The sequence below is a fragment of the Tritonibacter mobilis F1926 genome (assembly GCF_000376545.2).
In the GTDB taxonomy this organism is placed as follows: domain Bacteria; phylum Pseudomonadota; class Alphaproteobacteria; order Rhodobacterales; family Rhodobacteraceae; genus Epibacterium; species Epibacterium mobile.
Genome location: NZ_CP015230.1, coordinates 1,861,436 through 1,885,909, shown reverse-complemented (window position 1 = coordinate 1,885,909; position 24,474 = coordinate 1,861,436). Strand labels below are relative to the sequence as shown.

Sequence of the window (24,474 nt, the reverse complement as noted above, 5' to 3'; positions counted from 1 at the left end):
TGCTTTGCTCCAGTTCACGACATCGTCTTTCTTCGCGTCAGTCTAACGTCAGTGTGTATCGCATAAAAAAGCCCCCGATTTTGAGGATCGGAGGCGCATGGGTTCGAATATGGTCTACCGTCACCGGCCCATGCGCGTGTGTCCTACAATTACGACTAGCTGAGCCATCGTCAGGGTCTCCATCATGCATTGACGGGGACATTATGGGGCAGGCGGCGGAGGGTCAACCGCAAAAAGGCGGTTTTTTCGCGGGTTTGTGAACTTATCTTACGTTTGGGGGCTGTTTTGAGATATTTATGGCAATATTGATGCGTGATTTTGTAATGGCTAGCGCTGCGACATGTGGTTTGAGGGGCTTTGAGGAGCGCCTGCGGCGCGCAGGGGGAGCACCGCGCATCTGCGCGGTGCCGTTTGCGAGGCGCTGCCTCGCGCTCCGGGATATTTAAGGTTAGAAGAGGAGGCTGGGTGGAAGGCTGGCAGTGGTGCGCCGCGCCGGGCGTCAGCCCGGCGCCCGGCCCAACGGGAGCGGATCGGCTTTGCCGATCTGGCGACGGGCGGGAGGGCGCCCTCGTGCTGTTTCAGATGCCGCGGCCTGTGCCTTGGAGCACGCCATGTTCCAGCGCGTAGCGGGTGAGACCTGCAGTTGAGGAAATCCCGAGCTTGCGTTTGATGTTCTTGCGGTGGGTTTCAACCGTGCGCACCGAGATATCCAGAGTGAGGGCGACTTCCTTGTTGGATTTGCCCTGTGCGAGTTCCAGCAATATTGTCTGTTCGCGCCCCGTCAGGGCCTCGCGACTGGTATGCGATTGCGGCGACAGTGATCCTGCCGCCCCGGTGCAGAGGTATTGCGTGCCGCGCATCACCGCATCAATGGCGGTTTTGATTTCCTCGGGTTGCACATCTTTGAGCACATATCCCACTGCGCCGTGACTGAGGGCAGTGGAGATATATTCCGGGCTATCGTGCATCGACAGGATCAGCACCCGGGTTTCAGGGCGGCGTTCAAGGATGATTTCCGTCGCACTGAGGCCGCCGACATCCGGCATATTGAGATCCATCAGAATGACGTCCGGCACGCAGGCTTCGGCCTGTGCAATCGCCTCTCGACCGCCGGAGACTGCGCCTATGACTTCGATATCGCTGTAGCTTTCCAGAATGGACTGGATGCCCTCGGCGACCATCGGGTGATCGTCTACGATCAAAACACGGGTGGGGCCGCTCATCTGTTGTCTCTCGCTTTGGTCAATCGCCGGCTTTCCTGTGTTGTGCGCCGCGCCCGCATGGATCAGGGGAGGCGATGGGCGGCGAGTTCGTCGCCGGGTGGCAGCAGGTGGCTCAGGGGCAAGCTGGCCTCGATGACGGTACCGCTGTCGCGGCCTGCGCGAGATGACAGAATGCGGATGGTGCCGTCAAGCTGTTCCATCCGTTCCTGCATGTTGCGCAGGCCTATCCCGGCGTGGCTGCGGTCCTGTTCGGTGGGCAGGCCAGAGCCGTTATCGCTGATGCGCATGGTGGCGCCATTCTCATGTCCGCGCAGGTCCATGGTAACACGGGTTGCGCCAGAGTGGCGCTCGATATTGGTGAGCGCTTCTTGGGCGATCCGATAAAGCGCGATCTTGGCTTCTTGGTCGAGGCGGTTGCGAAACACCACGGTGGTAAACACCGTCTCGATGCCGGTGCGGGCGGCAAAATCATCGGTGAGCGCCTTGAGCGCCGGGCCAAGGCCGAGATCATCCAGCACACCGGGGCGCAGATCGCGGCTGATGCGGCGCACCTCGGTGATGGCGGTGGCAAGCCCATCGACGCCCTTGTCCAGCGGGCTGGCTGCGGCGTCAAATTCACCGCGACTGATGCGCCGTTTTACGGTCTCCAGCGCATAGCGCACCCCCACCAGCAATTGGCTGATGGAATCGTGCAATTCACGTGCAACCCGGCCGCGCTCTTCTTCTTGGGCGTCAAAGACGCGCTGCGTGAGTTCCTTGAGCTTGGCATCGGCCAGTCTGCGCTCGCGGATGTTCAATAACATGCCGGAGGCGAACACAAAGATCAGCGCCACCAGTGTAATCGCACCTATATATATAAAGGTGCGGCGCACCCGGTTTTCGACTTCCATGCGTGAAGTGGCGATAGACGCGATCACATCGTCGATAAACACGCCTGTGCCCACCGCCCATCGCCAGTCCTGCAGGCCCACTACATAGGCGATCATCTGCGCCTCTTCGCCGGTGGAGGGTTTTTCCCACATGAAACTGTGCCAGCCCGCCCCCTGACGGGCGATATCGATAAAGGTGTTGACGACCGGCACGCCATTGCCATCGGTCAGCCCCGCCCAGTTGCGGTTGATGAACTCGGTCTGACGTGGGCTCACCAGATTGGTGCCGTCGTAATCATAGACAAAGAAGAACCCATCCTTGCCGTAGATCATCGCGCTCAGGATCTGGGTGACCTGCTTTTTGGCCTCCTCGTCATCCGGGGCAGCGGGGCCATAGATATGCATAAACCCGTTGCGCGCCTGTGTGACGTAATTGCGCAGCTCTGCTTTCTTCGCCTCGATCAATTGCCGCTCCAGAACCTGGATCTCGCGTTCTGCCATGGAGCGGGATTGATGCGCGACCAGCGCGGCGATGCACAGGCCCGCCACGATCAGGGGCAGGGTGGCAAGCAATGACAGCTTTTGTGCGTAGTTCGGGCGAAACAGGCGCCGGATCATCTTGTGGTCCCGAATATGGCTCTTTGGGCAGGCGTGCGGGGTGTGTTTCGAATCGTTACGGCAATGGCGCAAGGAATCAAAGCCCGGAAACCTGTGGGCTCTGTGTGATCGCCCCGAACAGGCGCGTCCAGGATGTGAATGACACCGATCCGAGTGAAAAAATCGCCGTTTCTACGTAGTACTTGGTATTCACATGTTTCACGGTCCCGTTAGGGTGTTCTCACTTCAAAGAGGCCGCGGGGGAAGGGCGATTTCGTGCACCACGGCGGTCAATACGTTTTGGGAGGAACCAACAACATGGATCGCAGATCCTTTCTGAAGACATCCGCAATCGGTGGCTCCGCTGCTGCCGCATCCGCAGCTCTGGCCGCACCGGCCTACGCACAGGGCAACCGCACCCTGACTATGGTCACCACCTGGGGCCGTGGCCTTGCTGGCGTGCACGACTCCGCGCAGCGCGTGGCCGACAGCATCACCGCCATGACCGATGGCGCGTTGACCGTTGACCTTAAGGCCGCAGGCGAACTCGTTGGCGCGTTTGAGGTTTTTGACGCCGTGACCGCAGGTCAGGCCGATATGTATCACGGTGCCGACTACTACTTCGTGGGTCAGCACCCGGCCTATGCCTTCTTCACCGCTGTGCCCTTCGGCATGACCGCGCAGGAACTGGCGAACTGGTACTATCAGGACGGCGGCATGGAGCTGCATGACGAGCTGGGTCAGATCTTTGGTCTGAAATCCTTCCTCGGCGGCAACACCGGCGCGCAGGCCGGTGGTTGGTACTCCAAAGAGATCAACAGCCCCGACGACTTCAACGGTCTGAAGTTCCGTATGCCGGGTCTCGGCGGTAAAGCACTGGGCAAACTGGGCGCCTCCGTTCAGAACATTCCGGGCTCCGAAGTGTATCAGGCGCTCTCCTCCGGTGCGATCGACGGCACCGAGTGGATCGGCCCTTGGGCGGACGAAAAAGCCGGTTTCCAGGAAATCACCAAGACCTACTACACCGCGGGCTTCCACGAGCCGGGTGCGGGTCTCTCTGTTGCGACCAACCGCGACGTCTTTGAGAGCCTGTCGCCAGCGCATCAGAAAGTGATCGAGATCGCCTCTGCCGAAGCGCACCAATGGAACCTGAGCCAGTTCCTCGCCAACAACGGTGCAGCGCTGCAGCGTCTGCAGGCCGGTGGCGTTAAGGTCATGGAATTCCCCGACAGCGTTTGGGATGCCTTTGGTAAGGCCTCCATGGAAGTGCATCAGGAAAACATGGGCGACGATCTCTACAAGAAGATCTACGACAGCGCGATGGCGTCGATGAAGTCCTCTTCGGGTTGGATCAACACGTCCTCCGGCACCTATGTTGCACAGCGCGACCGCGTTCTGGGCTAATCCCCGGTTGTGAACTTGAAACGGATCCCCCGCGCAGGGTGCGGGGGATCTCTTTTGCACTCGCGGTCTGAAAAAGCTGCGTCGCCGGAGCTCTCCGATGACAGACGCGCCCGACCGCTTGCCTGAACTTCCGGGGGAGCCATGCAGGACGACATGAGTATTTCCTTTTTTGGCGCGATTGGCGGCTTCCTATGGTGGCTCGCCTCTAATGTTTTTGGCGCCTTTTATAATCTCGGCTATGCCGTCACCCATCCCGAGCTATGGCTCGACTGGCTGACCTGGGCTGGCACCACCGAGGACAAAGCTTCCGTGATGCGCTTTGTCTACTACGGTGGCTCGGTCGAGTTCTTCTTTGTGATCTTCACTACGTTCCTCGTGCTGACGGGCGTCGGAATGTACTTCCGTGGCTTTATGTGGGGCATGGTGCGCGCGCTTGAGGGCTTTGCCAACACGCTGGGCCGTTTCTTTGCCTGGGCCGGGCTGTTGATGGTGGTTCAGCAGATCATCATCGTGTTCATGCAGCGCGTCTTTGCCCGCCCGGACATGAGTTTCGGCCTCGGGATCGCGCTGGAAAAAGACATCTCGTGGTTTGCCGAAGAGCTGAAGCTCTATAACGCGCTCGTGGTGTGTTTCTGTGTCACCTACACCTTTGTGCAGGGCGGCCATGTGCGGGTGGACCTCGTTTATGCCGGGATTTCGCATCGCGCCAAACGTGTGGTCGATATGGTCGGCTCGCTGATCTTCATGATGCCGGTTGCGGTTTTGACGTGGATGTACGGCTGGTTCTTCCTGTGGCGTCACCTGATCGTGCCGAAACCTTCGGCGTCCGATCAGCTGGACCGTCTGGTGATGAAGGCCCGCGCGCTGCGCTGGAATGTCGAAACCATCGGCTTCTCACCCAACGGCTTTGACGGCTATTTCCTCTTTAAGATCCTGCTGGTCGCATTTGCGGGCCTTGTGTTCCTGCATGCGGTGGCGTTCTTCTATCGCTCTTTCCTCGAGTTCATTGAGGGCGAAGAGTCAGAAGGGAAATACCTCGACAGAGATACGCTTGGCGAAGGCGAAGAAGCCTATGAAGGCGCTCATTAACTAAGGGACAGCACCCATGCTATTCGGACTTGATGGCGTCGAAATCGGCCTGATCATCGTCTTTCTCTGCCTCTTCGGGGGCATTCTCTCGGGCTTTCCGGTGGCCTTTGCCATCGGGGGCGCCGGGGTCATCTCCTTTGGGATCATCGCCGCACTGGACAGTGCCGGTCTGCTGATCCATCAGGCCATTGACACCTCCAGTCAGGCCTACCGCGATATTGTCAATTCCGGCGTGAAACCGGATGTGATTTCCGTGTTCCGATACCCGGAGTTGCCACGGATCGGCGAACCCGTGTTCCCGCAGGGCTGGGAAGTTGCGATGGACCGCAACGTGTCCTTCATTGTGAACCGGATCAACGAGCGGGTTCTGGCAGGCGCTTCCATTGAAACGCTGCTGGCGGTGTTGATGTTCGTCCTGATGGGCATCACGCTTGAACGCTCCAAGATCGCAAACGATCTGCTGACCACCATGGCGCGCGTCTTTGGCCCGCTTCCGGGCGGTCTGGCCGTGTCCATCGTGGTTGTGGGCGCATTTCTTGCAGCCTCCACCGGGATCGTGGGCGCGACCGTTGTGACCATGGGCCTCTTGGCCCTGCCGACCATGCTGCGCAACAACTACTCGCCGGAACTGGCGACGGGTGTGATCGCGGCGTCAGGCACCTTGGGGCAGATCATTCCGCCCTCCATCGTGATCGTGCTTCTGGGCACGCTGGCCGGTGACCTCTATTCCACCGCGCAGGAAAACCGCGCACAGGAAGCGGGCTGTTCCGATGCGCTGACCTATCTGGGGGAACCTGCGGTTGTTTCCGTTGGCACGCTGTTTCAGGCGGCTTTGCTGCCGGGCATCATGCTTGCCCTTCTCTATGCGCTTTATGCCTTTGGCTATGCGCTGTTGAACCCAGAAAAAGCACCTGCGGTGCAGATGGGTGCGGCCAATGAGGAGCCGATCACCCGAGGCGAGAGCCTGACATGGTTCCTCGGCGTTCCGGCGGCTTTGATTGTCGGCACCGTGCTTCTGAGCAGCGTGAACTTGGTGGGCAGCCAGAACATCACCGTATCGGCCTTTTCCGATGCGGGGCAGACTGCGAGCCTGCGCACCAATGTGGGGCCAGACTGTCAGGCTGCGATGATCGACCTGCACGGTCAGTCCGCATGGGATGCGGCTGTGGCCGAACAAGCCGAAATCGACGCCGCTGGTGGCGTAGAAGAGGCGCATAAGCTCTCGGAAGAAGAGCTGGCCACCGCGCTGGCCCAGAAGATCGACAATGCCGCGCCTATCGGTACCGGGATTGCGACGATCATCGTGCTCTTGGGTCTGACGCTGGCTGTGGGCCGTGGGGTGGCACCCTCGCGCGATGCCAAGCCGCTGATCCTCGGGGCCATTGGCCTCTTGCTGCTGGCGCTGGTGGATGTGCTGGCGATTGCACCAACGACCTCGGCCTCGGCCACGGTTGCGTGGATCTTGCTGCCGGCATTGCTTGCGCTTTACGGCTGCAAGGAAGCGGCGGCGCGCTGTGCCCGCAATGATCTGATCCGGGTGGTGTTCCCGCCGCTGGTTCTGATCGTCGCGGTGCTGGGCTCGATCCTGGGTGGGATCACCAATCCGACGCCGGCTGCGGCGCTTGGGGCAGGGGGTGCAATCATGCTGGCGGCCTACCGTCGCCTGAAAGACGAGGGCCAATCCGGCAATATCATCATCTGGGCCACCTTTGCGGTGATCCTTGCGATCCTGACCGGCGTGAATTTCGATCTGCGCATCAATCAGGACGTGGTTCCGGCAGAAAGCTATGCGGCGTTCTTCTTTGCCTATGGCTGCTATCTGTTTGCGCTCTTTGGTCTGCTCTACGGGATCTGGGTGCTGTTCCGGGGCGGGGTGATGACGCCGATCGTGCGCGAAACGGCCAAGGTCACCTCGATGGTGTTCACCATCCTGATCGGCTCGCAGCTGTTGAATCTCGTGGTGATCTCCTTTGGGGGCGAACACTATATCCAGCAGTTCCTGAAGAGCTTTGACAATGAGCTGACGGTGTTCCTCATCGTGATGATCGTCTTGTTTATCCTCGGCTTTGTGCTCGATTTTCTGGAGATCATCTACATCGTGATCCCCATTGTCGGGCCGGTGATCTATGGCGGCTCGTTTGATCCCAAATGGGTGACGATCATGGTGGCGGTGAACCTGCAGACATCCTTCCTGACGCCGCCCTTTGGCTTTGCGCTGTTCTATCTGCGCGGGGTGGCACCTCGGGAGGTCACCACGGGTCATATCTATCGCGGGGTTTTGCCCTTCGTGCTGATCCAGGTGCTGGGGCTTGCGATCCTGTGGTTCTTCCCGGCAATTGTGACCATTGTCCCGGCGCTGATCCCGAACTGATCCAGCGCATAGCTGTAAATCGGAAAAAGGCCCCGCGATTGCGGGGCCTTTTGCATTTGTGTGAGATGTGAGGGGCGCGGCCCCTCTTGGCCATTCGGCCAATTCACCCCGGGATATTTGGGGTTAGAAGAGCTATGGGGTCAGGTGAACTGAATGAGGTCCCAGCGGTTCCCAAAAGGATCACGCCAGACGGCAACAGTGCCATAGGGTTCATGGCGGGGGGCTTCTTCGAAGGCAACGCCTGCAGCCTGCATCGCGCGGTGGTCGCGTTCAAAATCATTGGTGGCGAGAAACAGGCCAACGCGGCCGCCGAACTGATCGCCGATGGCGGATTGTTGTGCGTCGCCTTCGGCGCGGGCGAGGATCAGGCTGCCCTGTGATGCGCCGGGAGGCAGGATGCGCACCCAGCGTTTATGTCCCTGATCCACATCTTCGGCCATCTGCCAGCCCAGAGTGTTGCAGTAAAAGGCGATGGCCTCGTCGTAATCGGGTACGACAAGGGCGACAGCGTGAAGATATTGCACGAAAGTTACCTCTTGGAGGGGTGTTTGCCTTGGGGCAGTTGGATATTGGCCACTTGTTCCGCCACGGGGGCGGTCGAGAGCGGGTGTTCTTCGGCAGCAAAGCTCTCCGGATCTTTGAGTGGCACCCATTCGCCGCCAAAATAGACCTCAAGGCCTGAGAATTTGGCCTTATAGCCCATCTTCTGGCTGCCGGGCACCCAGTAGCCCAGATAGACATAAGGCAGGCCCGCCTCGCGCGCGATCTCGATATGATCAAGCACCATAAAGGTGCCAAGCGAGTTCTGCGGCAAATCCGGTGTATAGAAGGAATAGACCATGCTCAGACCGTCCTCGAGCACATCGGTGAGCGCCACGGCAGTCAGCGCATTGGTCTCCGGGTCGGTGTATTCCACCACCCGTGTACGGATCGGGGTTTCCTCGACCATGGCTGCATATTCAAACACATCCATATCCGCCATGCCGCCATCGGCGTGGCGCTGGTCCAGATAGTCGCGAAACAGCGCGTATTGATCCTCTGTCGCCCAAGGGGACGTGGCGCGGCGGTCCAGATGGCGGCTGCGGTTCAGGGTCTTGCGCTGGCTGCGGGTGGGGGTGAACTCTGCCACATTGATCCGGGCCGACATGCAGGCGGAGCAATCAGAGCAGGACGGCCGATAAAGGACATTCTGCGAGCGCCGGAAGCCTTGCTGGCTCAGAGAGTTGTTCAACTGCTCCACCCCATCGCCCTGCAATGATGTGAACAGCTTTCGCTCCATGCGCCCTTCGAGATAGGGGCAGGGCTGCGGCGCAGTCACGTAAAACTGAGGAGCAATGGGAAGCGTGTGGCGCATATGTGGGGTCAGCGGCTCTCATTAAAGACGTGAAGGACCGTCCAGTGCAGACGGTCCGACATCAATGTGGTTTGATCTTTGATGATAACAACCGCCCCGTGGCTGACAAGCCTCCATGTGCAAATTGGATTAACGCGGCTGTGCGTCGGGATGGCAGCGCGCGCTTATGCGCGCCGCTTTAGCATCACGGTGCCAAGCATATGGTCGCTCAGACCCTGACCGCGTGCAGTGGTCAGCATCAACAGGATCGAGATGATTTGCAGGATCGGCACCGCCATGGAGACCGTATAGCCAACCGTGTGCAACAGGGCGCTGCCGCCGTCCAGCCGCGCGCCGGAGTGCTCGCGCAGCTCAATACCGCAAAAGCGCATACCCAATGTGGCGGAGCCATTGGCCAGCGTCGCCACCCGGTAGATGAAGCCAACGGTCAGGTAGAGCATAGGCCAGACCAGAAGGCCGAGAAAGGCCGTGAAGGGCACGATCACCGCCGCGATGGCGAAGATCAACACAGAGTCGATCAGGAAGGCAAACAGGCGTTTGGCGGTGACACCGGAGTAAAACTCGGCCTGCATGTCTGGATCGGGGAGGGCGGTCATTCGGGGCTCCTGCGGGGTTGTCGATACTATCTCAAAATAGGGACTCTGCCCGGAGTGAGCCGGGCAGAGAAGGCGTCTTAGGCCTGAGACGGACGCGGGGCGTCTTCGTCTGCGTCGCCCTCATCGGGGCGGGTGGCGCGTTCGTCCATGAACTGGTCGAACTCTGCCTTGTCCTTGGCGGCGCGCAGCCGGGCGAGGAACGCCTCAAAGTCGGTCTGTTCCTGCTCCAGACGCGCCAGCGTGTCGGCCTTATAGGCGTCAAAGGCGCTGTTACCACTGGATTTCATGGCGTGAAAGCCACGATGCATGTGGGTCGAACGGCGGCGGCAGGAGGATTTGAACATACGTTTGCTCCAGATCATATAGGCGAGGATTGCAAGACCGACAGGCCAGAAGAAAATGAAGCCAAGGACCATTGTCGCGATCCATGCGCCTTTTCCTTTTGAGTCGAGCCAGGCTTCGCTTTTGGCAAGCCACCCCTGATGCGGGGTCGGCGGCAGGTTGGTCGTGTAACTTGTCATCAGGTTCTCCACGGCGTTGGGGTGAATGTGAACTTCATTTACATCACCGATATGTGCAGCAGGGGAGTGCCCTTCAAGGGTGTATGTAAATGTTTTTCACATTTACTTATGAAGGTGCTGATTTTGTGGAGATAATCTCTGATGGCGGCTCGTATTTTGTGAGATTTTATCGGGCAAATGCAACCATGCGCGCCCCATTGCTTGCGCCGAGGACACCATATGAAGGGCATCATATGAAGGATTGAGCAAAAGGTGCAGGGTGCGGCCACGCTCCCAAAACCATGTGTACTCAAAAAACGCCCGGTGGCCCGGTTCACTCCGGGCGCCCGTCAGAGCGGGTCTGAACGGGCGGGCAACTCATTACCTGCATCACTCGGTCCCCGAAACGGGAACGTGACCACGAAATAATGTTATCGCAGTTTTGCGATTTGTGGAAGGTCTGAAATGGTAAGCGCCGTCACCATTTGTTTCAGACCTTACCGATTTTTGGGCTGCGTCGAAGAATTCCACCGGAACAGAGCCGGTTGCGCGGTGTTTGGGGATTGACGCCCAAGGGCGGGGGTCACAGTCTCGCGCCATGTCTCATTCGCTTCAGGTTCACCGCTGCCCGCGCCCTTATGATTCCTCAATCAGCACCGAGGTGCTGTCTGATCATGGCCATCTGCCCTCCGAGTGGCAGGCGCTACTGGGCGGCACGGCGGGCAGCAGCCCTTATCTGCAAACCTTGATCCGTTCTGAGCGGGACTGGATCGAGGCGGCCCTGTCTGATCCGGAAGGCGCGCGCGATGCGGTGTTTCAAACCTGCCGCGCCTCTGCCCCGGATCAGGTGAAATCCGTGCTGCGCGCGGGCAAACGCCGGATCGCGCTGCTTTGTGCATTGTGCGATCTTTCGGGCCATTGGCCGCTTGAAGAGGTCACCGGCACGCTCACCCGGTTTGGCGAATTGGCGGTGGATGTGGCGCTGAAAGCGGAAATCGCGCTGCTGATCAAACGGCGCAAATTGCCGGGGATGAGCGAAGACGACATCGCCAGTGCAGGCGGGATGAGTGTCTTTGCCATGGGCAAGATGGGGGCGTATGAGCTGAACTACAGCTCTGACATCGATCTCATCTGCCTCTTTGATGAAACCCGGTTTGAACGGGATGATTTCCTTGAGGCCCGTCAGGCCATGGTGCGCGCCACCCGTAATATGAGCGCGGCGCTGAATGACCGCACCGCCGAGGGCTATGTCTTCCGCACCGATCTCAGGCTGCGCCCGGACCCTTCCGTGACGCCGGTGGCGCTGGCGATGGCGGCGGCGGAACAGTATTACGAGAGCCTTGGCCGCACTTGGGAGCGCGCCGCCTATATCAAGGCGCGCACATGTGCGGGGGATATCGCGGCGGGCGAGAAGTTCCTCAAGACGTTGACGCCCTTCGTGTGGCGGCGGCATCTGGATTTCGCCGCCATCGAAGACGCTCACAACATGCGCCTGCGTATCCGCGAGAACAAAGGCACCGGTGGCCCGATCACGGTTCTGGGGCACGATATGAAGCTCGGGCGCGGCGGTATTCGCGAGATTGAGTTCTTCACCCAGACCCGCCAGCTCATTGCCGGGGGGCGCGATCCGTCGCTGCGGGTGCGTGGCACGGTCGAAGGGTTGCAGGCGCTATCGCGCGCCGAGTGGATCTCGGCGGAGGTGTCCGACACGCTGGCGCGTCACTACCGCGACCACCGCGAGATCGAGCATCGCATCCAGATGGTCCATGACGCCCAGACCCACCGCATGCCCACCTCCGAGGAAGGTCTGTCGCGCGTGGCCTGCCTGATGGACGTGGAGCCGGAGGCCTTTATTGCCGATCTGCGCGCACGGCTGGAAGAGGTGCACCGTCTGACCGAGGATTTCTTTGCGCCCGGCACCAGCGCCAAACCGGCAGAGCCGTTGCCGGAGGATCTCGACCAATCGGTGATTGCGCGCTGGCCCAGCTATCCGGCGCTGCGCTCTGATCGCGGTGCGCGGATTTTTGAACGTCTGAAACCGGAACTGCTGAGCCGCCTGTCGCGCACCGCCAATCCGGGCGAAGCGCTTTTGGCGCTGGATGGGTTTCTGGCCGGGATGCCCGCCGGGGTGCAGCTGTTTTCCCTCTTTGAGGCCAACCCGCAACTGATTGATCTGCTGGTCGATATTGTTGGCACCTCGCCCGCGCTCGCCAATTACCTGTCACGCAATTCTTCGGTGTTTGATGCGGTGCTCGATGGCGGCTTTTTTGCCGACTGGCCCGGACGTGACGCGCTGATTGCGGAACTCAGGGACGCCTTGGACAGTGAAAGCGATTATGAACGCCAGCTCGACCTGACCCGACGCTGGCACCGTGAATGGCACTTTCGCACCGGGGTGCATCACCTGCGCGGTCTGATCGATGCCGAAACCGCCGGTCAGCACTATGCGGATATTGCAGATGCGGTGATCATTGGCTTGCTCCCCAAGGTTTCAGCGCAATTTGCCGCCAAACACGGGCCGATGCCGGGGCGCGGCTGCGTGATCCTCGGGATGGGGTCGCTGGGGGCAGGGCGGCTCACGGCGAGCTCGGATCTGGATCTGATCATGATCTACGACCCGCTTGATGATGAAATGTCCGATGGCAAACGCCCGCTGGCGGTGCGCCCCTATTATGCCCGCCTCACTCAGGCGATGGTCACAGCCCTGACCGCCCCCATGGCGCAGGGGCGTCTCTACGAAGTGGACATGCGCCTGCGTCCCTCCGGCAATCAGGGGCCGGTGGCCACCAGTTGGCAAAGCTTTACCCAGTATCAGGAAAACGACGCTTGGGTCTGGGAGCATCTGGCGCTGACACGGGCGCGTGTGGTGGCCGGCGAGGACACACTCGCGCGGGATCTGGAAAAATTCCGCTGCGATTTCCTCGCCCGTCCGCGCAACCGACAGGTGGTGCTGCAAGAGGTGGCCGAAATGCGCCGCAGGCTTGCGGCTGCAAAGTCACCCGATGGGCCATGGGACGCGAAAACCGGGCCGGGCCGGATGCTCGATATTGAACTGGCAGCACAGGCGGGAACGCTTTTGGCGGGGCAACCCACGCGCTCGGTCGTTGATGGTCTGATGGCCGGTGTCGCCAGCGGTTGGTTAAGTGACGCGCAGGCGCAAAACCTGCGCGCGGCCTATGATCTATATTGGTCCGTACAAAGTGCTGCGCGGCTGATTGCGGGCAAAGGATCAGATGGCGCGGTGCGCGGTGAGGGAGGGGCGGCCTTCCTGCAGCGCAGCACCGGCTTTGACGGTATCGCCAGCCTGCAACAAGCGCTGGAACACGCCTATGCACAGGCCGCTGATTGCATCGACGCAGCGGTTGGCCCAGAGGCTGAGATGAAGGACGAAAATCATGACGAAACCCTCAGCTGAGCCCGCATCTCTGGACCCCAAGGGGCTGTTTCGCGAGGCCTACCGGATAGAGGGGCTTGATGCCTCGCAATGCCGGAGCATCTTTCTGGATTGGGCACTTTCTGCGCCGATGGATTTTGACACCGATGCGGCGCTTTCAACGCTCTTGGCGCAATATGGGCCGCAGTTTCCCGATCATCCGATGACGCAGGTGTTGTGCGATGGCCTGAGCGGTGGTGCGCGGCCCAAGCGGCGCGGTGGCTGGCGCTCGCGCCCGCGTGAACCGCTGACGGATCTCGGTTCTGGGCAAAGCTCTGGACAAAACGGCGAGAGCTGATCCAATCCCAACAGGCGCAATGGCCGCCTCTCGCCAAGATCTGCTGCGCCATACTGCGGCGGCGCCCCGTGGCTGAGTAGACGCCCTCAAACATAGTTAACAACTCCTTAAAATGTACGCATTGCGCCAGATTTCTGCCCTGTTTCGCGCTCAGAAGGGCAGTGTAAACAGTTCGGGCCTATCGTGCCCCCAAAGGAGGTTATCGTGCGTATCACATCTGTCGTTGCAGCAGGCATTCTGGGATTGATCCTGACCGCTTGTACCGCAACGGATCAACCCACGCGAAACGCATTTTCTGAACCACTGACCTATATCGCTCCTGCGATTGCTCGGTTTCCAGGGTAATCCTCGCGCAGGCCGAATAGCGACACCGATAGCTGAACCTGCCACGCCCGGCATCCCGTCCGAGGGCGTGGCGACATCGGCGGTGAAATCATCGCCGCGCGCCTTCGTTTTCTCACTTGGGGCGGGCAGGGACTCGGGGTATGTGGAGCCATGACAGATGCATCCCTGACCCCGCCCACACGCCCGCGCGTGAAGATGAAGCCCAAATCCAATGCCCGCGCGATCCGCCACGGCTTTCCTTGGGTCTATGCCAACGAACTGGTGACCGACCGGCGCACCAAGAAACTCGCGCCCGGCAGCCTCGCGGTGCTGGAGGATGAGGCAGGCCGCAGCCTTGGGCTGGTGGCCGTAAACCCCGAAAGCAAGATCATCGCCCGGATGCTGGACCGCAACCCAGACGCACAGATTGATGTGGCGTGGTGTGCCGCGCGCCTGTCGCGGGCGCAGGAATTGCGCGCCCAGCTTTATGATGCGCCGTTCTATCGTCTGGTGCACGCCGAAGCCGATGGTTTGCCCGGCGTGGTGATCGACCGTTTTGGCGACACATGCGTGATGCAACCCAATGCGGCTTGGGCAGAGGCCCATCTGGAGGCTTTGGCGCAGGCGCTGGGCGAAGTCACTGGCTGCACAGTGATCCTGAAAAACGCCTCCGGGCGCACCCGTGGGCTTGAGGGGCTGGACGATCAGAACGCAGTGCTGAAAGGCGCGGCACCCGAGGCACCCGTGCCGGTTGAGATGAACGGCGCCACCTATATGGCGGATCTGACGGGCGGGCAGAAGACCGGCCTGTTTTATGACCAGCGCGACAACCACGCCTTTGCCGCGCGTCTGGTGGCACCGGGCGCACGGGTGCTGGATGTGTTCTCCCACGTGGGGGGCTTTGGTCTGGCGATGCTGGCGGCGGGCGCGGGGCATGCGACCTGCGTCGACGGTTCTGCTGCCGCGCTTGATCTTGCGACAGCGGGCGCCGCGGCCTCCGGCCACGGCGACAGGTTTGAAGCCCGTCAAGGCGATGCCTTTGACGTGCTGGCGGCACTTGGCGCGGAGGGCGCGCAGTTTGATGTGGTGGTCTGCGATCCACCCGCATTTGCGCCCTCAAAACAAGCGCTTGAGGCGGGATTGCGCGCCTATGAGCGGGTGGCAAAGCTGGCGGCCCCCTTGGTGAAGCCCGGCGGATATCTGGGTCTGTGTTCCTGCTCTCATGCGGCGGATCTGACCCGGTTCCGCAATGCTTCGGCGCGCGGGATCGGCAAGGGCGGGCGGCGCGGGCAGCTCTTGCACACGGGCTATGCCGGCGCGGATCATCCGCAGATGCCGCAACTGGCCGAGAGCGGCTATCTGAAGGCCGTGTTCTTCCGCCTCGATTGAGGGTTTGCCTGTGAAGCTGCTGCTGGACACCTGTGTGCTCTACCCGACGGTGATGCGCGAAATGCTGTTGGGGGCAGCGCGGGCGGGGCATTTTGTGCCGCTCTGGTCGGCGCGTATTTTGGGCGAATGGGAACGGGCAGCGGTCAAACTTGGCCCCACCGGTGCGGCGCAGGCCAAGGCCGAGATCGCGCTGTTGAATGCGGGCTGGCCAAAGGCGGCGGTTGCGGCCAATTCGGGCCTTGAGGCGCGTCTGTGGTTGCCAGATGAGAATGACATTCACGTGCTTGCTGCTGCGATTGCGGGCCATGCGGATGGGATCGTGACCGTCAACGCAAAGGACTTTCCCCGCCAGACGTTGGCGGAGGAGGGGCTGACGCGCAGTGCGCCGGATGAGCTGCTCTATGACTGCTGGCTGAACGATCCCCAAGGTATCGAAGCCGTGGGGCAGGCGGTTCTGGCAGAGGCGAACCGGCTGTCCGGCGAGGTCTGGCAGATGCGGGCGCTGTTGAAAAAGGCGCGCTTGCCACGGGTTGCCAAGGCTTTGGGTCAATAACAAGGCCACGTCCGACCGAGAGGTCGGACAGCCCCCGACCCTCCCCATGGGAGGGGGCTTTACCCCCACCCAAGCTCGGGGGCTGTCCTTTGTTAGCTGTTCCCCAAAATCTCTGCTGCGATCTCGAAGGAGCGCAGCCGCGCGTCGTGATCGTGGATCTGCCCGGTCAGGATCACCTCATCCGGCTGATAGGTTTCGATCAGTCGCGCAAGATCTCCGCGCACCGTCTCTTTTGATCCCGTCGCCGATATGGTCAGCGCCTGATTGACTCCGGCCAGGATCTCCGGCGCCATCACATCCGCGATATCATCCACCGGTGCGGGCAGCTTGCCGGGCATGCCCAGACGCAGGCGGGCAAAAGCCTGTTGCATGGTGGTGCGCAGCCGCTCGCCCTCGGCATCACTCTCGGCGGCAAAGACGTTGATCGCCAGCATTGCATGGGGTTCGGCGAGGTTCGGCGAGGGGCGGAACTGGCGGCGATAGACTTCAAAAGCCTGCTCCAGCGCTTGCGGCGCAAAATGCGAGGCAAACGCGTAGGGCAGCCCCAATGTCGCCGCAAGCTGCGCGCCGTAAAGGCTTGACCCCAGCATCCAGACCGGCACCTGCGTGTTCTCTCCGGGGATCGCGCGCAGAGCGCTGCCGTCACGCTGCGGCCCGAAATAAGAGATCAATTCCTGAACGTCCTGTGGAAAGCGATCCCCGGAGTCCTGCAACCCGCGTCGCATCGCACGCATCGCCGCCATATCGGTGCCCGGTGCGCGCCCCAAACCAAGGTCGATCCTTGGGCCATGGATCTCGGCCAAAGTGCCAAAGGCCTCTGCCACCATGTAAGGCGCGTGATTGGGCAGCATGATACCCCCCGCTCCGATGCGCATGGTGGAGGTCGCCTGCGCGATATGGCCGATCATCACCGCCGTTGCGGCACTGGCGATACCGGGCATATTGTGATGCTCCGCCAGCCAGTAGCGGTGATAGCCCCAACGCTCGGCGTGTTGCGCCAGATCGGCACTATTGGCAAGCGCCTGAGCGGTGGTGGATCCTTCTGGCACCGGGGCGAGGTCGAGGACGGAATAGCGCATGAAAACCTTCTCCTTGCAGGAAGGTTTAGGTGGGGATGCCCTTTGGGCGGAACAAGGGGCAGGCGCGGAATTATTTAAGCGGTCCGTTTGTCAGGCGTTGGTCCATTTGCCTTCGAGACGTTCAAGCGCGGCAATGCGCTCATCCGTCTTGGGGTGGCTCATGAGCCATGCGGGGGCCATGCCCGCGCGGGAATTGGTGAGCTCTTCCAGCTTGCGAAACAGGCTCTTTTGCGGCTCCACGCCGATCCCGGCCTTGGTTAGCAGGGCAGCGGCATATTCGTCGGCCTCGTATTCATCGCCGCGCGACAGGCGCGCCGCCAGAAGGCTGGTAAGAACACCCGCAATCCACGGACCGATAATGGGAATGTAGCGCCCGATCACTATCATCAGCACCGTGCGCAGCGCGTTCTGGCCAGAAAAATCGATCATCCGTTTCTTGGCGTGCCCTAGTGCTACATGCCCCAGCTCATGCGCGATAACGCTTGTCAGCTCCGCATCCGTGACCTCGCCGTTCTGGAACTTGCGATAAAACCCGCGGGTGATGAAGATGCGCCCATCGGGGGCGGCGAGACCGTTCACCGGGTCGATCTCATAGATGTAGACCGGGATGCGCGGCAACTCCAGCGCGGCGGCAAGCCGGTCGGTCATGCGTTTGAGATGCGGATCGGCCAGCTCGGTCGAGCGGGCATCAAGTTCGCGGTGGGTGCGCCACACAGACAGGCGGTACATCACCAGCCCGTAGATCACCGCCAAAAGGATGGGAGTCAGTCTCAGCATGAACCTGATATGGGCGGGTTTCGGCCCTGCGGCAAGCGGTTCGCGTAATTTTAAAGGGCCGCATGCCAGCGCCATGTTACCCTAGGGCACAGTTCTGGCGTCACGGGAGGGGGAAGCATGGATGGCACGGTCACGGTACTGGTGGGCACGACCAAGGGTATGTTTCTGATCGACGGGGGGAAGGATCGAACCGGGTGGCACGTGCGCGGCCCGTTCTGTGAGGGCTGGCCGATCAACCATGTGGTCGGTGATGCTGAGAGCGGGACGATCTGGGCGGGCGGTGGCAGCGAGTGGAATGGGGCCGGGATCTGGCGCTCATCGGATCAGGGCGAAAGCTGGCAAGTCGCGCGTCTCACCCGAGGCACTACTGATTATTGGGCCGAGAATGATCCCGATTTTGCGGCAATGATCGGCTATGAACCCGTCGAGCTGCCCTTTGGCGGTGATTTCCAGCAGATCTGGTCCATCGGGATCGGGGAAGGGGTGCTTTATGCGGGCACCAAACCTGCATCCTTGTTGCAAAGCCGCGATGGCGGCGAGAGCTGGACCCTTGTTGAGGGGCTGAGCCATCATCCCTCGGCAGGCAGCTGGAACCCGGGCGCGGCAGGACTGGTGCTGCACACGATCCTGACGGACAGGGAGCGCCCGTCGCACATTTGGTGCGGGATTTCGGCTGCCGGTGTTTTTGCGAGCGAGGACGGCGGTGAGACATGGGAGCGGCGCAACCGGATGTCCAATGGGGAAAGTTGCGCGCATCACGACCACCCCGCAGCGCCGCGCGATGGCGAGACCGGGCATTGCGTTCATAACATGGTGCGTGCTCCGGGAGAGAATGAGCTGATCTATCAGCAAAATCACCATGGGGTCTGGAAGTCGCGCGATGGTGGCCGCAGCTGGGAAGACATCAACGCGGGGCTGCCTTCGACCTTTGGATTTCCCATCCATGTGCATCCCCGCGACCGGGACACGATCTGGACGCTGCCATTGAATGGCGACATGCTTGGGCGGTTTCCACCGGATGCGGCAGCAGCGGTCTGGCGCTCGCGCGATGGGGGCGAGAGCTGGCAGGCGTGTCGTGACGGGCTGCCGCAGGAGGGGTGTTTCTTCACCGTGCTGCGTCAGGCCATGGCAGGCGATCGACGTGATCCGGCCGGGGTCTATTTTGGCACCAATTCCGGATCGGTCTTTGCCAGTTTCAACGAAGGCGACCAATGGCAGGAGATTGCACGCCACCTGCCCACAATCCTGTCGGTTGAGGTGCTGGACCGCACCTGAGCCGGGTGCAGCCAGCGGCACAAGGGAGGTATTGCGCTTTGCTTTGCAAATCGCGCTGGGGCAGCGGCCGCGCCTTCGGCGCGGCCGCTGCCCGGCCCAACGCTTTTGATGCAGGCTTTGCCTGTGTTGAAAGGGGCGGGAGCCTCCCCGATCACCTAATGTACCGCGACATTTGTTCCTATAGCGCCCTTGCCCGGGCCCATGTTCACTGCTGTTGACTGAGCAGGAGTTGATCCGATGAATGTCTTCTTATTGAGTGCGGCGGCGTTGGCTGCAGTCTGGACCTTGGTGCATGGGATCGTTGGGGGACGGCAATCTGCGCGGCCCCTTGCTGCGGATCAGCAGCTCATCCCGGTCGTGCGTGAAACGGTTCTTTTGTGCTGGCATCTGGTGACCGCGGGCATTGGCATCGCAGTGCCGCCCTTGCGCGGGGTGTCCTATCGGGTGTTGCCGCAGGGATGGCTTTTTGTGCCGGTGGTCCTGTTGGCGGCGTGGGGGCTCTGGGGATAGCATTGACCCTGTGCCCTTTGGGCATGTGGCAGCAGAACTGACCTGTTGTTTCGTGCGCGAAACATTGGGGAAATAACGCTGATACTTTTTGTGGGCCAGTAGGCTTCGCGCTCCCCCAAATGCGGGTTGCGATCTGAGAGAGCGGAGCCTTTACAATGTGTTAAGGCGCATTTTTCACGTCATTCAACGTGTCAGTTCCCGCATGCCGCGCTCCAGCCCGTCGAGGGTCATCGGCACCATGCGATCCTCAAAAATCTCGCGGATCATCTGGATGGAATGGGTGTATTCCCAGTATTTCTCCGGCACCGGATTGATCCACAGATGCGAGCTCCACTGCTCACGGGCGCGCTCCAGCCAGACCTGACCGGCCTCCTTGTTCCAGTGCTCATTCGCCCCGCCGGGATAGGCGATCTCATAGGGCGACATCGACGCATCGCCGACAAAAATACATTTGTAATCCGGCCCATAGGTCCGAAGCACCTCATGGGTTGGCGTCTGCGCATCCCAGCGGCGGCGATTGTCGCGCCACACACCCTCGTAGAGGCAATTGTGGAAATAGTAGTACTCCAGATGCTTGAACTCGCTGCGGGCCGCGGAGAACAATTCCTCCACCAGCTTGATATGCGGATCCATCGACCCGCCCACATCGAGAAACAACAACACCTTTGCGGCATTGTGGCGCTCGGGCCGGGTTTTCACATCGAGATAGCCGTTTTCGGCCGTGGCGCGAATGGTGCCGTCGAGGTCCAACTCTTCGCGCGCGCCCTCGCGAACCCAGCGGCGCAGGCGCTTGAGCGCCACTTTGATGTTGCGCGTGCCCAGCTCAACATCGCCGTCTAAGTTCTTGAACTCACGCTTGTCCCAGACCTTGAACGCACGCTGATGGCGGCTTTCTTTCTGGCCGATGCGCACGCCTTCGGGGTTGTAGCCATAGGCGCCAAAGGGCGAGGTTCCGGCAGTGCCGATCCATTTGTTGCCCCCTTGATGGCGGCCTTGTTGTTCCTTCAGGCGCTCTTTCAGGGTGTCCATCAGTTTGTCAAAGCCGCCCAGAGCTTCAATCTCGGCGCGTTCCTCGGCCGAGAGATGTTTCTCCGCCATCTTGCGCAGCCACTCCTCTGGAATGTCCACGGCCTCCATCACCGCAGAGGCGGGGATCTGGTCGAGACCTTCAAAAGTGGCGGCAAAGGCGCGGTCGAATTTGTCGAGGTTGCGCTCGTCTTTGACCATCACCGCGCGGGCGAGATAGTAAAACGCCTCCACGTCATAGGTGGCCAGACCCGCCTTGAGCCCTTCCAGAAACGCAAGATATTCGCGCAATGAGACCGGAACGGCGGCGGCGCGCAGGTTCTCAAAGAAGGGCTGAAACATGAGGTCTCCGTTGTTTTAGGTCAGACCAGCATGCGGTGGGTGATGATGGTGCCGAACAGGCCGAGGATACCAAATATCATGCCGTAGACAGCCCCGTATTGCAGCATATCGGCGAGATTGCCGCCACGTTTGCGGGCCTTGAAGGCGCCAAGGGCTGCACCGAAGAACAGGGCGATGATGACGATCATAATAAACAGGTCCAGAGTTCGGGGTGTTCTGGCCAGCGGCAGGGCCGGGATGGCTGGAACGACCGTTTAGGGGTCTTTGGCCTGCATATAGCCCGGCTTTGGACCGGGTGCCAAGGTCAGCGACGCGCGGATGGGTCTGCTGCGGCAACCTCGCGCAGGGGCAGGGTCGGCAGAGCATCGGCACCATTGCCATAAAGCGCCCAGCCTGCGCTCTCTGATCTGAGGGCGGCGGCGGTGCGTTTGTCGCCGCGGCTCTCGGCGATATGGGCCTTGAGCGACAAAAGTGTCGCCATCTGAGCCGCGTTCTGACTGGTTTGTGCAGCCGCGTAGGCGGCGTCGATCAACTGTTCCGCCCGTGCGGTGTTTCCGGCGCGCAAGGCGTAGGCCGCAAGGCGCGATTGGTTCAATGCGCGGTGCGGCGCGGTGTCCGGACCGGAGCCGAGGTAGTTCAGAGCAGTGCGAAAATGCGCTTCGGCCTGTTCCGGGGCGGTGGCTTGCAGGCTGCGCCCGATCAGGAAATGCCCAAAGGCGCGGCGATGGTCCTGCCAGCCTTGTTCACGCGCGATTTGCGCGGCAGTGTTTGCGGCGCGGACCCGTTGGGCGCGGTTGGCAAATCCCCCCAATGCGGTTTCCACCGCTGCAATCCATGCACGCGGCGTTGCGGGCAATGGGGCAGAGCGCCGGTGCTGTCCCGCAGGATTGAGCCGCGCAAGGATCGCCGGCAGGCGGGCGGCAACATCCGCGCGGCGCATTCCGGTTTTTAGGGCCGGATCATAGGTCGCGCGCAACATCAGCATGTCAAACCCGGTCAGCACCGCATGAACATTGTCGTCGTTAAAGACTGAATCCGGCAGGCGATAGAGATCATTGAGCGGCCCAAGGGCCTGCGCCAGTTCCTCATGCAGACAATCCCGCAGCTCTTGCGGGTTCACATCATTGGGCACGAAGATTGCCAGCCGTTCGCGGCTGCGCAGGTTTTTCCAATCGGTTTGAGGCTGGCGCCGGGTGCGGCGGTATTCCTCGATCGAGCTGACATTGGGCACCACAAAGCAGGCCGCATGGGGCAAGAGACGCTGAATACGGTCGCGGCTGACGGCCTCGATTGTGATGGAGGCGGGCACATCACTTGCGGGACGCAAGTTGATCCTGAGCCCGGCTTCATCGCGCAGGCGCGACAACAGCGCCTCCAGATCCGGGCGCAGGGTGGCGGGCGCTTTGCCGGTGATGGCGACAGTTACAGGCGTTTCAAAGCGGGTAAAAACTGGCATCTCGGTGCCACCTTCCAGCCGGAAGCTCAGATCCAGAAAATCCCGCGTCATATCAGAGTTGGACCGCTGCGGCGGCGATGCGGCGCGGGTCGGGAACGTGCGAATGGGCGGCAGATCCATCGCCAGCGATGCGGATGCACGCGACGGAGGCGTATCGGCGGGGCCACAGGCCACCACCAGCGCACAGCCCAAGAGCAGCGCTTTGGGGGCCAACGCGCCCCCTGCGCGCCGCTTAGGCTGAGGCGCTCCCCTGAAGGAATAGAGTTTCAAATCCACATTTCCGTTCCGCCTCACCAGCAACCGGGAGACGTTCCCGGCGAAAACACTGAGTATGACCAAGAATTGGGCAAAAATTTGAAGGGACCGCAAGGTCTGCCAGCAAATGGCATCAGAGCGGTGGCGGGTGTCGTGAATTTACCGCAAGTGCAGCCGTTGCCGCGGATCGATTGGGAAAAAGCCGTGCGCTCAGCGACCGCGACGGGCCATGAAGGCGAGGCGCTCAAACAGATGCACATCCTGTTCGTTCTTCAGGAGCGCGCCGTGGAGTTTCGGCAGTGCATTGGCACCATCCCGTTTCAGATCCTCGGGGCTCAGGTCTTCGGCAAGCAAGAGCTTCAGCCAGTCGATCACCTCGGAGGTGGAGGGTTTTTTCTTCAAGCCCTGGGTGTCGCGGATCTCGTAGAATTGCGTCAGCGCGGCGGACAGCAGGTCGGGCTTGATATTGGGGTGATGCACCTCGACGATCTTTTTCATCGTCTCGGCATCGGGGAAGCGGATGTAGTGAAAAAAGCAGCGACGCAGGAAAGCGTCGGGCAGCTCTTTTTCATTGTTAGAGGTGATGATCATCACCGGGCGGTGCTTGGCCCTGATGGTTTCACCGGTCTCGTAGACGTGAAACTCCATCTTATCAAGTTCTTGCAGCAGGTCGTTGGGGAACTCAATATCGGCCTTGTCGATCTCGTCGATGAGCAGAACGACCTTCTCGTCTGCCTCAAACGCTTCCCAGAGCTTGCCTTTCTTGATGTAGTTTTTCACGTCGTGGACGCGTTCCTCGCCCAATTGGCTGTCACGCAGACGTGAAACCGCATCATATTCATAAAGTCCTTGCTGCGCGCGGGTGGTGGATTTCACGTTCCACTCGATCATGCGCAACCCTAGGGCGTCTGCGACCTGTTTGGCGAGTTCGGTTTTGCCTGTGCCCGGCTCCCCCTTGACCAGCAAGGGGCGCTCCAGAGTGACGGCGGCATTGACTGCCACTTTCAGGTCTTCGGTTGCCACATAGTCCTTAGTGCCCTGAAATAACATGAACTCTCCCTCCGGTTGCGTCACAGTATTGCCGAATTGGTATGCCAGGGTCCGGTATAATCATAGCGTGCAACTATTGTGTAGTGACATTCGCGGCACTTGGGATTAAACGCTGCGGCATGGGGGAGCCAGGATGCTTGGAAAATTTGAAGAGACCAAGATTATGGGCCAGACCGAAGGAGCCGAAATGAAGCAGGACGTGTTTCTGCCGGAGGACTATCGCCCGGCCGAAGACGAGCCGTTTATGAACGAACGGCAGATGGAGTATTTTCGTCGCAAGTTGTTGAATTGGAAAGCCGAGCTTTTGGATGAAAGCCGGGATACCATCGAGGGCCTGCAGGAAAACACCCGCAACATTCCAGACGTGGCAGATCGTGCAAGTGAAGAGACCGACCGGGCTCTTGAACTGCGCACACGCGACCGTCAGCGCAAGCTGGTGGCCAAGATCGACGCCGCGATCCGCCGGATCGACGAGGGAGAATATGGCTATTGTGACGTGACCGGAGAGCCGATCTCTTTGAAACGTCTCGACGCCCGCCCGATCGCCACCATGAGCCTTGAGGCCCAGGAACGGCATGAGCGGCGCGAAAAGGTCCATCGCGACGACTAAAATTATAGTCATCCACAAGTTTATAAAGCGCCGGGTCTTTTGCTCCGGCGCTTTTTTGTTATGAGCTTGCGTTCAGCAAGCAGGCATTGGGTGC

23 protein-coding genes are annotated in these 24,474 nt (G+C 60.7%); 11 read left to right on the top strand and 12 right to left on the bottom strand.

Features of this window, described 5'->3' with window-relative positions:
- Positions 1 to 578 precede the first annotated feature (578 nt).
- Together K529_RS09025 and K529_RS09020 are read right to left on the bottom strand one after the other, a co-directional pair.
- A complete protein-coding gene (locus K529_RS09025; RefSeq protein ID WP_005677350.1) occupies positions 579 to 1,223 on the bottom strand; it encodes a response regulator transcription factor in 645 nt (214 codons plus the stop codon).
- Between the two features lie 62 nt (positions 1,224 to 1,285).
- A complete protein-coding gene (locus tag K529_RS09020; protein WP_046002340.1) occupies positions 1,286 to 2,710 on the bottom strand; it encodes a cache domain-containing protein in 1,425 nt (474 codons plus the stop codon).
- A gap of 297 nt (positions 2,711 to 3,007) precedes the next feature.
- Here K529_RS09020 and K529_RS09015 point away from each other — a divergent pair, with 297 nt between their 5' ends.
- The 3 genes from K529_RS09015 (at position 3,008) to K529_RS09005 (ending at position 7,553) form a co-directional block, all read left to right on the top strand.
- A complete protein-coding gene (locus K529_RS09015; protein WP_005629465.1) occupies positions 3,008 to 4,093 on the top strand; it encodes a TRAP transporter substrate-binding protein in 1,086 nt (361 codons plus the stop codon).
- 141 nt (positions 4,094 to 4,234) lie between these two features.
- Entirely contained in the window at positions 4,235 to 5,182 is a 948-nt protein-coding gene (locus K529_RS09010) for a TRAP transporter small permease subunit (RefSeq protein WP_040642873.1), read from the top strand.
- A gap of 16 nt (positions 5,183 to 5,198) precedes the next feature.
- Positions 5,199 to 7,553, top strand: a complete 2,355-nt coding sequence (locus tag K529_RS09005; protein WP_046002339.1) for a TRAP transporter large permease — start codon at positions 5,199 to 5,201, stop codon at positions 7,551 to 7,553.
- A gap of 140 nt (positions 7,554 to 7,693) precedes the next feature.
- Here the strand turns inward: K529_RS09005 and K529_RS09000 are convergent, their stop codons facing one another.
- From K529_RS09000 to K529_RS08985, 4 genes are all read right to left on the bottom strand, one after another.
- Entirely contained in the window at positions 7,694 to 8,077 is a 384-nt protein-coding gene (locus K529_RS09000) for a VOC family protein (protein ID WP_005624375.1), read from the bottom strand.
- A 5-nt stretch (positions 8,078 to 8,082) separates the two neighbouring features.
- Positions 8,083 to 8,907 (bottom strand): arginyltransferase, encoded by an 825-nt coding sequence (locus K529_RS08995; RefSeq protein WP_005624377.1) that lies wholly within the window; start codon positions 8,905 to 8,907, stop codon positions 8,083 to 8,085.
- A 164-nt stretch (positions 8,908 to 9,071) separates the two neighbouring features.
- Positions 9,072 to 9,503 (bottom strand): RDD family protein, encoded by a 432-nt coding sequence (locus K529_RS08990; protein WP_005624379.1) that lies wholly within the window; start codon positions 9,501 to 9,503, stop codon positions 9,072 to 9,074.
- Between the two features lie 77 nt (positions 9,504 to 9,580).
- Positions 9,581 to 10,024, bottom strand: a complete 444-nt coding sequence (locus tag K529_RS08985) for a DUF2852 domain-containing protein (protein ID WP_005624381.1) — start codon at positions 10,022 to 10,024, stop codon at positions 9,581 to 9,583.
- A gap of 577 nt (positions 10,025 to 10,601) precedes the next feature.
- Between K529_RS08985 and K529_RS08980 the strand changes: the two genes are divergently transcribed.
- From K529_RS08980 to K529_RS08965, 5 genes are all read left to right on the top strand, one after another.
- Complete coding sequence (locus K529_RS08980) at positions 10,602 to 13,418, top strand: [protein-PII] uridylyltransferase family protein (protein WP_046002338.1); 2,817 nt, start codon at positions 10,602 to 10,604, stop codon at positions 13,416 to 13,418.
- Positions 13,399 to 13,734 carry a hypothetical protein gene (locus tag K529_RS08975; RefSeq protein WP_005678588.1) on the top strand — a complete coding sequence of 112 codons (336 nt, stop codon included), beginning with the start codon at positions 13,399 to 13,401 and terminating at the stop codon, positions 13,732 to 13,734. Before K529_RS08980 ends, K529_RS08975 begins: the two co-directional genes overlap by 20 nt.
- Before the next feature lie 204 nt (positions 13,735 to 13,938).
- Positions 13,939 to 14,079 carry a hypothetical protein gene (locus K529_RS23460; RefSeq protein ID WP_157859739.1) on the top strand — a complete coding sequence of 47 codons (141 nt, stop codon included), beginning with the start codon at positions 13,939 to 13,941 and terminating at the stop codon, positions 14,077 to 14,079.
- A gap of 150 nt (positions 14,080 to 14,229) precedes the next feature.
- The gene (locus K529_RS08970; RefSeq protein WP_046002337.1) at positions 14,230 to 15,447 is read left to right on the top strand and encodes an RSP_2647 family RNA methyltransferase; all 1,218 of its coding nucleotides are present in this window, start codon (positions 14,230 to 14,232) and stop codon (positions 15,445 to 15,447) included.
- Positions 15,448 to 15,457: 10 nt separating this feature from the next.
- Positions 15,458 to 16,000: an RSP_2648 family PIN domain-containing protein gene (locus K529_RS08965; RefSeq protein WP_046002336.1), complete on the top strand. Its 543-nt coding sequence runs from the start codon at positions 15,458 to 15,460 to the stop codon at positions 15,998 to 16,000.
- 92 nt (positions 16,001 to 16,092) lie between these two features.
- Here the strand turns inward: K529_RS08965 and K529_RS08960 are convergent, their stop codons facing one another.
- The gene (locus tag K529_RS08960; RefSeq protein ID WP_005673485.1) at positions 16,093 to 17,079 is read right to left on the bottom strand and encodes an LLM class flavin-dependent oxidoreductase; all 987 of its coding nucleotides are present in this window, start codon (positions 17,077 to 17,079) and stop codon (positions 16,093 to 16,095) included.
- A 90-nt stretch (positions 17,080 to 17,169) separates the two neighbouring features.
- Complete coding sequence (locus K529_RS08955; RefSeq protein WP_005673487.1) at positions 17,170 to 17,856, bottom strand: M48 family metallopeptidase; 687 nt, start codon at positions 17,854 to 17,856, stop codon at positions 17,170 to 17,172.
- A 117-nt stretch (positions 17,857 to 17,973) separates the two neighbouring features.
- On the opposite strand from K529_RS08955, the gene K529_RS08950 reads away from it, so the two are divergent.
- Together K529_RS08950 and K529_RS08945 are read left to right on the top strand one after the other, a co-directional pair.
- The gene (locus K529_RS08950) at positions 17,974 to 19,131 is read left to right on the top strand and encodes a beta propeller repeat protein (RefSeq protein ID WP_046002335.1); all 1,158 of its coding nucleotides are present in this window, start codon (positions 17,974 to 17,976) and stop codon (positions 19,129 to 19,131) included.
- A gap of 237 nt (positions 19,132 to 19,368) precedes the next feature.
- Entirely contained in the window at positions 19,369 to 19,641 is a 273-nt protein-coding gene (locus K529_RS08945; RefSeq protein WP_005634449.1) for a hypothetical protein, read from the top strand.
- A gap of 183 nt (positions 19,642 to 19,824) precedes the next feature.
- Here K529_RS08945 and K529_RS08940 read toward each other — a convergent pair whose 3' ends face one another.
- The 4 genes from K529_RS08940 to K529_RS08930 all read right to left on the bottom strand — a co-directional run bounded on the left by K529_RS08940 (position 19,825) and on the right by K529_RS08930 (position 23,770).
- A complete protein-coding gene (locus tag K529_RS08940; protein ID WP_005634448.1) occupies positions 19,825 to 21,009 on the bottom strand; it encodes a vWA domain-containing protein in 1,185 nt (394 codons plus the stop codon).
- A gap of 20 nt (positions 21,010 to 21,029) precedes the next feature.
- Positions 21,030 to 21,197: a hypothetical protein gene (locus K529_RS23670; protein ID WP_046002334.1), complete on the bottom strand. Its 168-nt coding sequence runs from the start codon at positions 21,195 to 21,197 to the stop codon at positions 21,030 to 21,032.
- 116 nt (positions 21,198 to 21,313) lie between these two features.
- A complete protein-coding gene (locus tag K529_RS08935) occupies positions 21,314 to 22,741 on the bottom strand; it encodes a DUF2927 domain-containing protein (RefSeq protein WP_052699533.1) in 1,428 nt (475 codons plus the stop codon).
- Positions 22,742 to 22,930: 189 nt separating this feature from the next.
- Complete coding sequence (locus K529_RS08930) at positions 22,931 to 23,770, bottom strand: AAA family ATPase (protein WP_005634252.1); 840 nt, start codon at positions 23,768 to 23,770, stop codon at positions 22,931 to 22,933.
- A gap of 187 nt (positions 23,771 to 23,957) precedes the next feature.
- On the opposite strand from K529_RS08930, the gene dksA reads away from it, so the two are divergent.
- Positions 23,958 to 24,380, top strand: coding sequence for an RNA polymerase-binding protein DksA (dksA, locus tag K529_RS08925; RefSeq protein ID WP_005634254.1), 423 nt, complete (start codon positions 23,958 to 23,960; stop codon positions 24,378 to 24,380).
- Positions 24,381 to 24,474 lie beyond the last annotated feature (94 nt).

What these genes read in the sequence shown, in the direction of transcription:
- K529_RS08940 (WP_005634448.1), bottom strand. Translation starts at nt 21,009, where the DNA reads ATGTTTCAGCCCTTCTTTGAGAACCTGCGCGCCGCCGCCGTTCCGGTC.
- K529_RS09020 (WP_046002340.1), bottom strand. Translation starts at nt 2,710, where the DNA reads ATGATCCGGCGCCTGTTTCGCCCGAACTACGCACAAAAGCTGTCATTG.
- K529_RS09010 (WP_040642873.1), top strand. Translation starts at nt 4,235, where the DNA reads ATGCAGGACGACATGAGTATTTCCTTTTTTGGCGCGATTGGCGGCTTC.
- K529_RS08990 (WP_005624379.1), bottom strand. Translation starts at nt 9,503, where the DNA reads ATGACCGCCCTCCCCGATCCAGACATGCAGGCCGAGTTTTACTCCGGT.
- K529_RS08955 (WP_005673487.1), bottom strand. Translation starts at nt 17,856, where the DNA reads ATGCTGAGACTGACTCCCATCCTTTTGGCGGTGATCTACGGGCTGGTG.
- K529_RS08960 (WP_005673485.1), bottom strand. Translation starts at nt 17,079, where the DNA reads ATGCGCTATTCCGTCCTCGACCTCGCCCCGGTGCCAGAAGGATCCACC.
- K529_RS08930 (WP_005634252.1), bottom strand. Translation starts at nt 23,770, where the DNA reads ATGTTATTTCAGGGCACTAAGGACTATGTGGCAACCGAAGACCTGAAA.
- K529_RS08975 (WP_005678588.1), top strand. Translation starts at nt 13,399, where the DNA reads ATGACGAAACCCTCAGCTGAGCCCGCATCTCTGGACCCCAAGGGGCTG.
- K529_RS08985 (WP_005624381.1), bottom strand. Translation starts at nt 10,024, where the DNA reads ATGACAAGTTACACGACCAACCTGCCGCCGACCCCGCATCAGGGGTGG.
- dksA (WP_005634254.1), top strand. Translation starts at nt 23,958, where the DNA reads ATGAAGCAGGACGTGTTTCTGCCGGAGGACTATCGCCCGGCCGAAGAC.
- K529_RS08980 (WP_046002338.1), top strand. Translation starts at nt 10,602, where the DNA reads ATGTCTCATTCGCTTCAGGTTCACCGCTGCCCGCGCCCTTATGATTCC.
- K529_RS08945 (WP_005634449.1), top strand. Translation starts at nt 19,369, where the DNA reads ATGAATGTCTTCTTATTGAGTGCGGCGGCGTTGGCTGCAGTCTGGACC.
- K529_RS23670 (WP_046002334.1), bottom strand. Translation starts at nt 21,197, where the DNA reads ATGATCGTCATCATCGCCCTGTTCTTCGGTGCAGCCCTTGGCGCCTTC.
- K529_RS08950 (WP_046002335.1), top strand. Translation starts at nt 17,974, where the DNA reads ATGGATGGCACGGTCACGGTACTGGTGGGCACGACCAAGGGTATGTTT.
- K529_RS09005 (WP_046002339.1), top strand. Translation starts at nt 5,199, where the DNA reads ATGCTATTCGGACTTGATGGCGTCGAAATCGGCCTGATCATCGTCTTT.
- K529_RS08995 (WP_005624377.1), bottom strand. Translation starts at nt 8,907, where the DNA reads ATGCGCCACACGCTTCCCATTGCTCCTCAGTTTTACGTGACTGCGCCG.
- K529_RS09025 (WP_005677350.1), bottom strand. Translation starts at nt 1,223, where the DNA reads ATGAGCGGCCCCACCCGTGTTTTGATCGTAGACGATCACCCGATGGTC.
- K529_RS08970 (WP_046002337.1), top strand. Translation starts at nt 14,230, where the DNA reads ATGACAGATGCATCCCTGACCCCGCCCACACGCCCGCGCGTGAAGATG.
- K529_RS09015 (WP_005629465.1), top strand. Translation starts at nt 3,008, where the DNA reads ATGGATCGCAGATCCTTTCTGAAGACATCCGCAATCGGTGGCTCCGCT.